The sequence below is a fragment of the Nonomuraea sp. NPDC050227 genome (assembly GCF_044459705.1).
Lineage (GTDB): Bacteria > Actinomycetota > Actinomycetes > Streptosporangiales > Streptosporangiaceae > Nonomuraea.
Genome location: NZ_JBITJF010000015.1, coordinates 118,042 through 131,233, shown reverse-complemented (window position 1 = coordinate 131,233; position 13,192 = coordinate 118,042). Strand labels below are relative to the sequence as shown.

11 protein-coding genes are annotated in these 13,192 nt (G+C 72.9%); 8 read left to right on the top strand and 3 right to left on the bottom strand.

Annotation, left to right across the window (positions count from 1 at the left end; translation table 11 throughout):
* The first annotated feature begins 1 nt into the window (after position 1).
* Genes ACIBK9_RS43595 through ACIBK9_RS43580 form a run of 4 tightly spaced genes read left to right on the top strand, consistent with a single transcriptional unit; the run spans position 2 to position 4,247 of the window.
* Complete coding sequence (locus ACIBK9_RS43595; RefSeq protein ID WP_397164867.1) at positions 2-1,531, top strand: amidohydrolase family protein; 1,530 nt, start codon at positions 2-4, stop codon at positions 1,529-1,531.
* Positions 1,532-1,574: 43 nt separating this feature from the next.
* Complete coding sequence (locus ACIBK9_RS43590) at positions 1,575-2,651, top strand: alanine racemase (protein WP_397164865.1); 1,077 nt, start codon at positions 1,575-1,577, stop codon at positions 2,649-2,651.
* Between the two features lie 9 nt (positions 2,652-2,660).
* Positions 2,661-3,041 carry a Rid family detoxifying hydrolase gene (locus ACIBK9_RS43585; protein ID WP_352349473.1) on the top strand — a complete coding sequence of 127 codons (381 nt, stop codon included), beginning with the start codon at positions 2,661-2,663 and terminating at the stop codon, positions 3,039-3,041.
* 9 nt (positions 3,042-3,050) lie between these two features.
* Positions 3,051-4,247: a hypothetical protein gene (locus ACIBK9_RS43580; protein WP_397164864.1), complete on the top strand. Its 1,197-nt coding sequence runs from the start codon at positions 3,051-3,053 to the stop codon at positions 4,245-4,247.
* Positions 4,248-4,277: 30 nt separating this feature from the next.
* Here ACIBK9_RS43580 and ACIBK9_RS43575 read toward each other — a convergent pair whose 3' ends face one another.
* Entirely contained in the window at positions 4,278-4,817 is a 540-nt protein-coding gene (locus ACIBK9_RS43575; protein WP_397164863.1) for a TetR/AcrR family transcriptional regulator, read from the bottom strand.
* Between the two features lie 3 nt (positions 4,818-4,820).
* Complete coding sequence (locus ACIBK9_RS43570) at positions 4,821-5,435, bottom strand: LysE family translocator (protein WP_397164861.1); 615 nt, start codon at positions 5,433-5,435, stop codon at positions 4,821-4,823.
* A 102-nt stretch (positions 5,436-5,537) separates the two neighbouring features.
* Between ACIBK9_RS43570 and ACIBK9_RS43565 the strand changes: the two genes are divergently transcribed.
* The 4 genes from ACIBK9_RS43565 to sigJ all read left to right on the top strand — a co-directional run bounded on the left by ACIBK9_RS43565 (position 5,538) and on the right by sigJ (position 11,737).
* Positions 5,538-8,276, top strand: a complete 2,739-nt coding sequence (locus tag ACIBK9_RS43565) for an AAA family ATPase (protein WP_397164859.1) — start codon at positions 5,538-5,540, stop codon at positions 8,274-8,276.
* A gap of 258 nt (positions 8,277-8,534) precedes the next feature.
* Positions 8,535-9,320 carry a hypothetical protein gene (locus ACIBK9_RS43560; RefSeq protein WP_397164857.1) on the top strand — a complete coding sequence of 262 codons (786 nt, stop codon included), beginning with the start codon at positions 8,535-8,537 and terminating at the stop codon, positions 9,318-9,320.
* Between the two features lie 173 nt (positions 9,321-9,493).
* Entirely contained in the window at positions 9,494-10,786 is a 1,293-nt protein-coding gene (locus ACIBK9_RS43555) for an ArsB/NhaD family transporter (RefSeq protein WP_397164856.1), read from the top strand.
* 57 nt (positions 10,787-10,843) lie between these two features.
* On the top strand, positions 10,844-11,737 hold the full coding sequence (sigJ, locus tag ACIBK9_RS43550) for an RNA polymerase sigma factor SigJ (protein ID WP_397164855.1): 894 nt from the start codon (positions 10,844-10,846) through the stop codon (positions 11,735-11,737).
* On the opposite strand, the gene ACIBK9_RS43545 is transcribed toward sigJ, so the two are convergent.
* Positions 11,734-13,158 (bottom strand): MFS transporter, encoded by a 1,425-nt coding sequence (locus ACIBK9_RS43545; RefSeq protein WP_397164853.1) that lies wholly within the window; start codon positions 13,156-13,158, stop codon positions 11,734-11,736. The genes sigJ and ACIBK9_RS43545 overlap by 4 nt on opposite strands.
* Between the last annotated feature and the right edge of the window lie 34 nt (positions 13,159-13,192).

The following is a 13,192-nucleotide window of genomic DNA, read 5'->3' as shown; positions in this document are numbered from 1 at the left end:
TGTGAGGTTCGACGTAGTCATCAGCGGCGGCCGGGTGCTCGACGGCACGGGCGCGCCGCCGTACCGGGCGGATGTGGGCATCGCGGGCGAGGAGGTTGCGGCGGTCGGCAGGCTGGGCGGCGCGCAGGCCGGGACGGTGATCGACGCGACCGGCCGGTTCGTCGCGCCGGGCTTCGTCGACTGCCACGCGCACGGCGACGCGGCCGTGTTCGACCCGGCCGTGCAGCTCGCGGCGTTGCGGCAGGGGGTGACCACGTTCGTCCTGGGACAGGATGGTCTGTCCTTCGCGCCGGGGTCGGCGGAGACCGTCGCCTACGCCTCCCGCTACTTCGCCGCCGTCAACGGCGCCCTGCACGAGGGCCCGCTGAGCGTGGCCGAGCTGCTCGACGGCTACGACCGCGCGGTGGCGCTGAACACGGCCTACCTGCTGCCGCACGGCACGATCCGCTACGACGTCCTCGGGCCCTCGCCGGAATCGGCCTCGCGGGCGGAGCTGGCCGCGATGGTCGAGCGGGTCGAGCGCGGCCTGTCCGAGGGCGCGGTCGGGCTGTCCAGCGGGCTGGAGTACCTGCCGGGCCGCTACGCCGACGCCGCCGAGCTGGCCGCCCTGTGCGCGCCGCTCGGCGGCCTGCCGTACGTCACCCACATGCGGGCCTACGGCGCGAACGCCGGGGTCGGCATGGCGGAGGTCGTGGACATCGCCGGCCGTTCGGGCGCGGCCGTGCACGTCTCGCACCTGCACGGGCCGGCCGACGTGCTGCTGCCGCTGGTCGGCAGGGCCCACGACGACGGCGTCGACCTCACCTTCGACACCTACCCCTACCTGCGCGGCAGCACGATCCTGGCCATGGTGGTGCTGCCGCCGTCCGTGCCGGGCGCCGACACCGGCGCGGCGCTGGAGATGATCGCCGCGCCCGAGCTGGACGACTGGTGGGCGGGGCTCGGCGAGGTCTACCCCCGGCTGACCGTCTCCCACGCGCCCGGCCTGGAATGGGCCGAAGGGCTCGCCCTGCCGGACGCCGCGGAGCGGGCCGGCATGACCCCCGCCGCCTTCTGCCGCCACCTGCTGGTGGCGACGCGGCTGGAGGCGGGGTGCGTCTCCGCGCGTCCCGACGAGGGCCCGGCGGGTGAGGAGTCCGTACGCCGGATCCTGCGCCATCCCTCCCACACCGGCGGCTCCGACGGCATCTACGTGGGCGGTCATCCGCATCCGCGCGGGTTCGGGGCCTTCGCCAGGTTCCTCGGCCGGCACGTCCGCGAGCTGGGCGACTGGACGTGGGAGCAGGCGGTCGTGCACCTGGCCTCCCACCCGGCCCGGCGGTTCGGGCTCGACCGGCGCGGGCTGGTACGCGCCGGACACGTCGCCGACCTGGTGGTGTTCGACCCGCTCACGGTGTCGGACCGGTCGACGTACGCCGATCCGCGCACCCCCGCGCACGGCGTGGACGACGTGCTCGTCTCCGGCGTTCGGGTGCTGACCGGCGGCGAGCTGACCGGCGCCAATCCCGGACGGGCGCTTCGATCACGCTGATCCCGCCTGGGATAAGGTCAGACGCGGATAAAAGGGGGGTGTCGTGCAGGTGATCCTTGGGCAGTCCGTCCTCGACGGCGAGCTCGGCTATCCGCTGATGATCGTGCACCGCGACGCGCTGGAGCACAACGTGGCCACGATGGCGGCCTTCGCCCGCGACCACGGCATGGAGCTGGCTCCGCACGTCAAGACGCACATGTCGCCAGAGATCTCCGCGATGCAGCTCGAAGCGGGCGCCTGGGGGCTGACGGTCGCCACGACCCGGCAGGCCAGGATCGCCCGCGGCTACGGCGGCGACCGGATCATGGTGGCCAACCAGGTCGTCGACACCGCCGGGCTGACCTGGGCCGCCGGCGAGCTCGACCGCGACCCCGCCTTCGAGTTCCTCAGCTTCGTCGACTCCGAGGCCGGGGTGGACATTCTCGCCCGGCACGCCTCGACCCGGCCGTTCCGGGTGCTGGTGGAGCTCGGGCACGCTGGCGGACGAGCCGGCTGCCGCACCCTCGACGAGCTGCTGAGGGTGGCCGCGTACGCGCAGGAGACGCCCGGCGTCGAGCTGGCCGGCGTCGCCGGGTACGAAGGGGCGCTGAAGAGCGCCGACGAGGTGCGGCGGTACCTGGGCGTGCTGCAGGAGGCCGTCGAGCACGTCCGCGTGCGCACCCCGATCCTGACGATCGGCGGCAGCCAGTGGTTCGACGTGATCGGGCGCGAGCTGGTCACCACGCACGCCAGGATCCTGCTGCGCAGCGGTGCGTACGTCACCCACGACGACGGCTACTACCGGGAGCGCACGCCGTTCAACCGGATGGAGGGCGAGCTGCGGCCGGCCCTTGAGGTGTGGGCGCACGTGTTGTCCACGCCCGAGCCGGGTCTCGCGATCGTGGGCATGGGCAAGCGCGACGCGCCCTACGACGAGGGCCTGCCGGTGCCGCGCCGCAGCGGCGTCACGATCACGAAGATGCAGGACCAGCACACCGTCGTCCGGGCCGACGGGCTCAAGCCGGGCGACCTGCTGGCCTTCGGGATCTCACACCCGTGCACCGCGTTCGACAAGTGGCGCGTGCTGCCGTTGGTGGACCGGGATTACCGTGTCGTCGGCACGATTCACACCGATTTCTAGGGAGATTTCGTGAAGAAAGAGCTCAAGACCACCGAGGGCGCCGCGCCGGTCGGGGCGTACTCCCAGGGGCTCGTGGTGGGCGACTTCGTCTTCACCTCCGGCATGGGCCCGCTCGACCCGCACACCGGCGAGATCGTCGGCGACGACGTGGCCGCCCAGACCCACCAGGTCATGAAGAACCTCGGGGCCATCCTCGCCGCCCACGGCCTCGGCTTCGACGACGTCGTCAAGTCGACGGTCCACCTCCAGAACGTGAAGGAGGACTTCGCCGCGTACAACGAGGTGTACAAGAGCTATTTCACCCAGCCGTACCCGGTGCGGACGACGGTGGGCTCGCAGCTCATGAACATCCTGGTGGAGATCGACTTCGTCGCGCACAAGAGCGCGTAAGGTCTGCACGTGGACAGTTCGGTATACGTCTTCGCCGAGGACCTGCACGGTGAGGGCGTCGAGCGGGTGCTCGACAGGATCAGCGCGTACGGCGTGGGCGGGGTCACGGTCGGCGCCGTCCACCACGCCGCGCGCGACGTCACCCCGCACGGACTGTCCCGGCTGACCGTCAGGCACGACGGCGCCCACTTCACCCCGCCCGCCGAGCTGTTCGACGGGCTGCGGCTCGCCCCCGTGCCCGGCCACGTCCACGCCCTCGACGGGCTGCGCGAGGCGTGCGCCGGGCGCGGCCTGAAGCTCCACGGCTGGACGGTCTTCCTGCGCAACGCCACGCTCGGCAACGAGCACCCCGACGTGACCGTGCGCGACTGCTTCGGCGACCGCGGCTCGCTCGTCGACCTGTGCCCGGCCCATCCCGACGTGCGCGCATACTCCGTCGCGCTGGCCAGGGCGGTGGCCCGGCTGGGCGTCGAGAGCGTGGTCGCCGAGGCGCTGCACTTCACGCCGGTCCAGCCGCAGCGCTCGTTCGTGCAGCTCGGCCCCATGGACACGTTCCTGTTCGGGCTCTGCTTCTGCGACTACTGCATGCGCCGGGCCACCGACCTGGGCGTGAACGCCGAGGTGGCGCGCGAGGAGTGCGCGCGGATCGTGGGCGGCGTCTTCGACGGCGACCCGGCCGCGCAGGGCGAGGTGACCAGGGCGGCGCTCACCGCCTACGCCGGGCCCGAGGTGGTGGCGTACGCGCGGGCGCGCTCGGAGACCGTCACCACGCTGGTCTCCGAGGTGTCGTCGGCGGTCGCGGAAGAGGGCTCCAAGCTGGTCTTCATCGACTCCACCGGCGCGGTGAAGGGCTACCGGGACGGCCTGCCGACGCCGGGCCTGGCCGCCCACGACGCCTGGCAGCTCGGCGTGGACCTGGTGGCGCTGGGCGACCTGGTGCCCGCCTTCGGCGTGCTGGCGTACGCGCGGGACGCGGCGCGGGTGGCCGACGACGTGGGCGCGTACCTGCGGTCGGTGGGCAAGGACCGCGAGGTGCGGGCGGTGCTGCGGCCCGGCTACCCCGACAGCGACTCGACCGACCGCCTGGTGGCCAAGGCCAGGGGCGCGAAGGCGGCGGGCGCGCTGGCGGTCGACTTCTACGCCTACGGTCTGGTGCCGCACCCGGTGCTCGACCGCATCCCGGCCGCCCTCGCCGCCGCCGGCTGACCCACCGAGCCCCGAATCAGGCGCCGCCGCTCAGAAGGCGTCGAGCAGGGCCGAGACGGCCTTCTCGGCGAAGCCGCCGGGCAGCGGCAGGCCGCGGAAGACCGTGCGCATCCACACGGCCCCGGCCAGCAGATCCATGATCAGCAACGGGTCGGCGGACGCGCTCAGCTCACCCCGCCGCACCGCGCGCTCGAACACCACGCGTTCCCGCGCGAACCGGTCGGCGAAGAACCGGCGGACGTCGAGCTCGGGATGGCGCACGGCGGCGGCCAGCGCCGCGACCGCGATGTCGCTGCCGGGCGGCTCGGTGAGCAGCCGCCCGACCTGCTCGACCAGCGCCACCAGGTCGCCGCGGAACGACCCGGTGTCCGGCGGCTCGAACGCCAGCACGTCCGACTCGATCATCGCGGCCACCAGCAGCGCCGCCTTGGACGGCCACCACCGGTAGATCGTCGTCTTGTTGACCCCCGAGCGCTCGGCGACCCCCTCGACGGTGAGCCCGTCGTAGCCCTTCTCCGCGACCATCCACAGGGTCGCGTCGAAGATCTCCTGCTGCTTCCTCGGCGCCATAGGTCATTTTCTCCCGGCGAACGCCATGGCCACGCCGAGCCCCAGGTAGACGACGCCGCTGACGTACCGCAGGGCCTTGGCGCCCCTGGTCAGCCGGGTGCCGAGGGTGCCGGCGGTGAGGGCGTACACGACGTCGGAGACGAGCCCCAGGAGCAGCAGCGTCAGGCCGAACACGACGATCTGCAGCGCCGGCGAGCCGGCGCCGGGGTCCACGAAGTGCGGGAGGAACGCCACGAAGAACAGCGCCACCTTGGGGTTGAGCACGTTGACCAGGACCCCTTCGAGGAACACCTTGGCCAGCGGCTGCACGGGCGGCGTCCCGGCCTGCGCGTCCTTGGCGGTGAAGGCGCGCACGCCCAGGTAGACGAGGTAGGCCACGCCGGCCCACTTGACGACCGCGAACAGCGTCGCCGACCGCGAGATCACGTACGAGAGCCCGGCCGCCGCGGCGGCGATGTGCACCAGCGTCCCGGTCTCCACGCCGAGCGCGCTGGCCAGCCCGGCGGCCCTGCCCTGGGCCAGGCCCCGCGCGGTGATGTAGAGGTGGTTGGGGCCGGGGACGAGCACCAGGGCGAGCGAGGCCGTCATGAAGAGCGCGAAAGTCGTCAAGGAGATCACGAAAGAGCAGCGTAGAGCGGGTCCGGTTCGACGATGAGGGCCAATCCCGCGGCGGCCGGGCGGACCAATGGAATGTCACAGGCGCGTGGCACACTTGCTGGCGTGAACGGTCTTCTCGTCGGGCGCTCGGCCGAGCTGTCCAAGCTCGTGCGTGTGCTGGAGTCCGCGGCCGACGGCACGGCCGGGGTCGCGCTCGTCGGCGGCGACGCGGGGATCGGCAAGACGCGCCTGGCCGGTGAGCTGGTCGCCGAGGCGCGCGAGCGCGGCTTCCACGTCATGGTCGGCCAGTGCGCCGAGCTGGGCGACGCGCTGCCCTACCTGCCGCTGGCCGACGCGCTGCGCGGGGCCGAGCCCGGCGTGCGCGAGGCGGTCGCCGCCCATCCCATGCTGGGCCAGCTCCTGCCGGGCCGGGAGAGCGGGGCGCCGTCGGCCGGGCTCACCCAGCAGCGGCTGTTCGGGTCGCTGCTGGGGCTGCTGGCCGACGTCCAGCCGGTGCTGTTCGTGATCGAAGACCTCCACTGGGCCGACCGTTCCACCCGCGACCTGCTGGTCTTCCTCAGCCGCATGCTCCAGAGCGAGCGCGTCTGCGTGGCCGGCACCTACCGCACCGACGACCTCCACCGCCGCCATCCGCTGCGCGCGGTGCTGGCCGAGCTGAAGCGGCTGCCGTCGGTGACGAACGTGGAACTCGGCCCGCTGGAATCCGGCGAAATGTCGGACTATGTCACCACCTTGGGGCAGGTGGACGCGCAGGAGCTCGGGCTCATCGTCTCGCGCGCCGAGGGCAACCCGTTCTACGCCGAAGAGCTGTTCGCGGCCATGTCCGAGGGCGACAGCCTGCCCGACGGGCTGGCCAGCCTGCTGCTGTCGCGGGTCGAGGTGCTGTCCGAGGCCGGGCAGCGGGTGCTGCGCGCCGCCGCGGTGGCCGGCCGCCGGGTGGAGGACGACCTGCTGCGCGAGGTGGCGGGGCTGCCGCTGGCCGAGTTCGAGGAGGCGGTCAGGGAGATCGTCTCGCGCGGCCTGCTCAAGGTGCATGGCCACGGCTACGCCTTCCGCCACGCCCTGCTGCAGGAGGCCGTCTACACCGACCTGCTGCCCGGCGAGCGCACGCGGCTCCATGCCGACTTCGCCCGGCTGCTCACCTCGCCCGCCGAGCTGGCCCACCACCACCTCGCCAGCCACGACCTGGCCGGGGCGCTGGCGGCCTCGGCGCAGGCAGGCCGCGAGGCCGAGCGGCTGGGTGCGCCCGCCGAGGCCCACAACCACTACGACCAGGCGCTCGGCCTGTGGGACCGCGTCGAGGGCGCCGCCGGGCTGGCCGGGGAGAGCCGGGTCGCGCTGGCCTTCCGCAGCGCCGTCGCGGCGGCCGACAGCGGCGACAACCACCGCGCGGTCCACCGGCTGCGCGCGCTGCCCTCGACTTCCGAGGTGGAGGAGCGGCTGGCGTACTACCTCTACGAGACCAACGACCCGCCCGGCGCCATCGCGGCGGCCGAGCGCGCGGTCGAGAGCGCCGAAGACGAGCCGAGCCTCGCCCGTGCCCTCGCCACGCAGGCTCGCACGCTGCTGTGGACGCCGCGCCACCACGAGGTCGAGCCGCTGACCGCGCGCGCCCTGGAGACGGCCCGCGCCTGCGACGCCGTCGACGCCGAGGTGGGCGCGCTGCTCACGCTGGCCAGCTACGTCGAGCAGCGGGGCGACGTCGCCCGCGCCCATTCGCTGGTCGAGAGCGCCTCCGCCCGGGAGACCGGCGACCTGGCGATGGATCTGCGGGCCCGCTTCCACCACGCCCGCATCCTCTACGAGCAGGGCCTGCCGGCCCAGGCCGCCGAGGTCGCCGACGACGGCATCAAGCTGGCCGTCCACACCGGCCTCAACTGGAGCACCTACGGCACCGACCTGCGCTTCCTGCGCCTGCTCATCCACTACGTCGCCGGCGAGTGGGACGCCGCGGAGGCGGTGGCCGCCGGGTTCGGCGCGCGGGTGGGCACGTTGTCGGAGGCCATCCTGTCGTCCTTCGCCCTGTTCATCGAGGTGGGGCGGGGGTTGCCCGCGGTGGAGGCGCGGCTGGGGTGGCTGCGCCCGTTCTGGCACGACCCGCTGGCGACGTACATGTCGCGGGGCATGGCCGCCGAGCACGCCCTGTGGAACGGCGACCCGGCCGCCGCGCTCGACCACGCCCACGCGGCCATGGCCACGCTCGACGAGGGCGAGTCGGGCACGCTGCGGCTGGCCGCCGTCAGCCTGTGGGCGATGGCCGAGCTGGGCACCACCGAGGGGGCCGACGACCTGCTGGCCCGCGCCCGGTTCGCCGCCACGAGAGGGCCGACCGGCGACGGCGGCCACCTCGGCCCCGAGGGCCAGGCGTGGGCGCTGCGCGTGGAGGCCGACTGGCACCGCCTCCACGGGCGGCTCGACGTCGAGCTGTGGCGCGAGGTGGTCGCGGCGTTCGACTTCGGCTTCGTCTACGAGGTGGCCAGGGCGCGCTGGCGGCTGGCCGAGGCGCTGCTCGCGGCCGGTGAGCGCGAGGCGGCGCAGCAGGAGTGGTCCCTCGCCAAGGAGGCGGCCGGCCGGCTGCGGGCCGCGCCGCTGGAGGCCGCGCTGACGGAGTTCGGCAGGCGGGCCAGGTTCGGCGGCGGGCAGGCCGAGGGCGGGCTCACCGCGCGCGAGGTCGAGGTGTTGCGGCTGGTCGCCGAGGGGCTTACCAACAAGGAGATCGCCGGGCGGCTGTTCATCGCGCAGAAGACGGTGAGCGTGCACGTCTCCAACATCCTGGCCAAGCTGGAGGTCTCCACCCGTACGCAGGCGGCCGCCGCGGCCCGCGCGCACGACCTCCTCTGATCGCCTGCTCCGGCTGCCGGGCTGCCGCGCCTGCGCTGCCGGGAATGTCGAGGGCGGACAGGCAGGGGTGAGTCCGTACATCTGGGACGCCACGTGCGGCCATTTGGGGCGATGTTTGCGGTTCGCTTCGTAGCGTCCGAGATCGGGACCTCTCACCGGAGAGCGATGGCGGGCCCGGGCCGGCTCGCGTCGACCCGTCCTGTCGTGACAGGTCGGCCCGATGCGCCGACCCGTCCTGCCTCGAAAAGGAGCAGTCTCATGCCTACTCTCGCCACGTCACTGCCCGCCCTGGCCGCCGCCGGGCTGACCGTCCTGGCTCCGGCCGTCGTCCCGGGGGCCGCGCACGCCGCGGCCGTGATCTCCTGCACCGTGTCCGGCCAGGCACAGTACATTCCCGGGGCGCAGCGGCTGCTGCACCTGGACCGTTCCGTCAGCCGCCGGGAGCCGTGGAACTGCGTCGACCACAGCGGCACGGGCGTCACCGCGGCACGGCTCAGAGCCAGCTTCAACGGCGTGAACCCGAGCTGCGGCGGACGCACCATCACCAGGGGGCGGCCGTCCGGCGAGGGCAACGCCTTCGACCGCGTGTTCGGCGACCGCGACGCCGAGAACCGCAGCCTGTCCAACCGCATCGTCTACAACCGCGAGGGCCGCAGCCTGGCCGACCGCATCATCCACGACCAGGACGAGCGCAACCTGGCCGACCGCGTCGTCTACGACCGCGAGCGCTGGGGGCAGTCCGACGGCGTCATCCGCGACCGCGCCGCCGCCGCCGGGACCGCCGCGCCCGGGGGCACCGGCACGGTCACCATCGACTGGACCATCAAGGGCACCAGGCAGACCAGCAAGGCCAGCGCGCGCATCGTCGAGATCGTGCACGACACGGCCAAGGTGTCGGGGACGATCCAGTCCGGGCCGTTCAGGGGCAGGACGTTCACCGGCCGGTTCGACACGTACCTGCTCGGCGGTTCGGGCACGTGCGCCTCGGGCTCGTCCGGCAGCGTGCTGCACGCGGGCTTCAAGGGGCAGTTCAACGTCGGCTGACCGGCCACCCCACCGGGCGCGACCGGCGCCTGGCCCCGTACGGGCGGCCAGTCCGCCGGTCCCGTCCGGCCGCGCATCTTGGTAAGTTGTCCTGAGGTGTGCCGGGAAGTCTGGTCGGCGATTCTGCCGTCGATCGTGGAGTTCTCCTTGAAGGCTTTCCCGGGTGGTCCGCCGTGACCGTCACCGCGTGGCTGGCGGTCGCCGTCTTCCTCGTCTCGTACACGCTGATCGCCACCGAGAAGGTGCACCGGGTCGCCGCCGCGCTCGGCGGCGCGGGGATCATGCTGGTGCTGCACGCCACCGACGGCGGCGCGGCCTTCTTCGACGAGCACACCGGCATCGACTGGAACGTCATCTTCCTGCTGCTCGGCATGATGGTCATCGTCGGCGTGCTGAAACAGACGGGCGTCTTCGAGTTCCTGGCCATCTGGGCCGCCAAACGGGCCAGGGGGCGCCCGTTCCGGCTCATGGTGCTGCTGATCCTGATCACCGCGGGCGCGTCGGCGCTGCTGGACAACGTGACCACCGTGCTGCTGATCGCGCCGGTGACGTTCCTGGTCTGCGAGCGGCTGGCGCTGCCGGTGGCGCCGTTCCTCATCGCCGAGGCGATGGCCTCCAACATCGGCGGCACCGCCACCCTGGTCGGCGACCCGCCCAACATCATCATCGCCAGCCGCGGCGGGCTGACCTTCAACGACTTCCTCGCGCATCTCGCCCCGCTGATCGTGGTGCTGCTCGTGGTCTTCATCGGGCTGTGCCGGGTGATGTTCCGCCGGTCGTTCCGCTACGACCCCGAGCTGGCGGCCGAGATCATGACGCTCGACGAGCGCGAGGCCATCGCCGACCGCAGGCTGCTGTGGCAGTCGCTGGCCGTGCTCGCGGTGGTGATGGCGGCGTTCGTGCTGCATCCCGTGCTGCACTACGAGCCGTCGGTGGTGGCGCTGCTCGGCGCGGGCGTGCTGGTGGCGCTCACCAAGGTGACCACCGAGGAGGCGATCGCCGAGGTCGAGTGGCCCACGCTGGTGTTCTTCGCGGGGCTGTTCGTCATGGTCGGCGCGCTGGTGGAGACCGGGGTCATCGCCCAGGTCTCCCAGGCCGCCGCGCAGGCCACGCACGGCCGGCTCGGGCTGACCACGATGGTCCTGCTGTGGGCCTCGGCGGGCCTTTCCGCCATCGTCGACAACATCCCGTACGTGGCCACCATGAGCCCGATCGTCGCCGACCTCGTCCAGGCCAACGGCGGGGAGGGGCCGGCGCAGGTGTTGTGGTGGGCCCTGGCGCTCGGCGCCGACCTGGGCGGCAACGCCACCGCCGTGGGCGCGGCGGCGAACGTGGTCATCCTCGGCATCGCCGCCCGCAACGGCACCCCGATCAGCTTCTGGCAGTTCACGAAGTACGGTCTGATCGTCACCGCGACGACGGTCGCGCTGGCGACGCCGTACCTGTGGCTGCGTTACCTGGTGTGACGCAGTTCATGTCACACCCGGGGGCCGCAAAGGCTCTCAAAGGACATGATGCCTGGAATGACGGACGTTTTCGGCGGCCACAGGGAGCTGCTGTTCTCCATCGTCTACAACATGCTCGGCAGCGTCTCCGACACCGAGGACGTGCTCCAGGACACCTGGCTGGCCTGGTCGTCGCGGGACCCGGACGAGATCGGCAACCCGCGCGCCTACCTGGTGCGCATCGCCGTGAACCAGGCGCTCGCGCACCAGTCGGCGCTGCGCCGCCGCCGCGAGACCTACGTCGGGCCGTGGCTGCCCGAACCCCTGGTCACCGCGGCTGACGGGGCGGCCGACGGGGCGGAGGACGTGGTGCGGGGCGAGTCGGTGTCGCTGGCCCTGCTGGTGGTGCTGGAGACGCTGACCCCGCTGGAGCGGGCCGTGTTCGTCCTGCACGAGGTGTTCGCCTTCCAGCACGCCGAGATCGCCGGCATGCTCGGCCGCAGCCCCGCCGCCGTACGCCAGCTCGCGCACCGGGCCCGCGAGCACGTGCAGGCCCGGCGTCCGCGGTACCGGGTGGACGCGCACGTCCAGCAGGAGGTGACCGAGCGGTTCGTGGCGGCGGCGTTCGGCGGCGACCTCGACGCGCTGATGGAGCTGCTGGCGCCGGAGGTGACCCTGTGGGCCGACGGCGGCGGCAAGTCCGTGGTGGGCGGGCCGCGTCCGGTCCGGGGCCGCGACAAGGTGGCCCGGCTGCTCGTCGCGCGCACCGCGCAGCCGATGGAGGGGCTGGACATCCAGTACCGGGAGACCAACGGGGACCCCTCGGCGGTGGTGTTCGTGGATAACGCGCCGTTCGCCGTCATGGTCGTCGATCTGACCTCCGACGGGTCGCAGGTGCGCGACATCTACACGGTCGCGAACCCCGACAAGCTCTCCCGGGTGCGCAAGGAGCCGGGGGCGGACCCGTCCTAGCCGACGGTCTCGGGCACCGGGCTCTCGACGGGCGCGGCGGCGGCGCGGGCACGCAGGCCGAACGCGGTCACCAGCACGGCCGCCACCGCGACGGCCACCGGGACGGCCAGGGCGATCCGCAGAGAGTCCAGGGTCGGCGCGGCGCCGCCGCCGAGCGCGGCCACGTTCACGGCGGTGACCGCCGACAGGCCGAGCGCGGTGCCGAACTGCATCGCGGTGTAGAGCAGGCCGCCGGCCAGGCCCTGCCGGTCCTCCGCCACGCCCTCGGTCGCGGCCATGGTCAGCGGGCCGTAGGTCAGCGAGAAGGCCAGGCCGAGCAGGAGCATGGTGGGCAGCATGGCGGCGTACGTCCAGTCCGGGCCGACCGGCAGGAACAGCGCGTACGCCAGCGCCGACAGTACGATCCCGGCGAACAGCACGCGGGCGTTGCCGAACCTGTTCACCAGGCGCGGCGTGAGCGTGGGGGCCAGCACCGTGTCGACGCCGATCACCAGCATGGCCAGGCCGGTCTGCAGGGTGCTCCAGCCGCGCACCTCCTGCAGGTAGAGCGTGGCCAGGAACTGGAACCCGGCGAACGAGGCCAGGAAGAGCAGCGCGCCGAGGTTGGCCCGGACGAGCGGCCCCGAGCGCAGGATGTCCAGCCGGACCAGCGGGTTGGACGAGCGGCGTTCGATCAGCACGAACAGGGCGAGCAGCAGCAGCCCGGCGGCGAACGTCGCGACGGTGACGCCGGAGCCGTCCGCGGGGGCCTCCAGGCGGACCACGCCGTACACGAGCAGCAACATCGAGCCGGTGATGGTCAACGCCCCGGCCAGGTCGAACGAGCCCCGCACCCGTTCGCCGGAGTCCTTGACCAGCGGGACGGCGGCCAGCAGGATCACCGCCGACAGCACGACGGGGGCGAAGAACACCCAGCGCCAGCCGATCGAGGCCAGCAGGCCGCCGGCGACCAGGCCGAGCGAGAAGCCGCCCGCCGCGGTCCCGGCGTACACGCCGAGCGCCTTGGTGCGCTGCGGGCCCTCGGGGAAGTTGCCGGTGACCAGCGCCAGCCCGGCGGGCGCCATGAACGCGGCGGCGACCCCCGTGACGAACCGGGCGACCAGCAACATCCATCCTTCGGTCGCCAGGCCGCCCAGGCCGGAGAAGAGCAGGAACACCGTCAGCCAGGTCAGGAACATGCGGCGGTGGCCGAGCAGGTCGGCGGCCCGGCCGCCCAGCAGCATGAAGCCGCCGTAACCCAGCACGTACGCGCTGACCACGCCGCTGAGCGTGCCGGTGGACAGGCCGAGATCGGCGCGGATCGACGGCAGCGCCACGTTGAGCATGGCCACGTCGATGCCTTCCAGGAAGACGGCCCCCGCCAGGACGAACAGCGCGCTCCACGCGCGCGCCCCCATGCGGGGGTGGTTCGAGGGAGACATGGTGCATTCCTTCCATAATGGTCGGTTCCTTCTT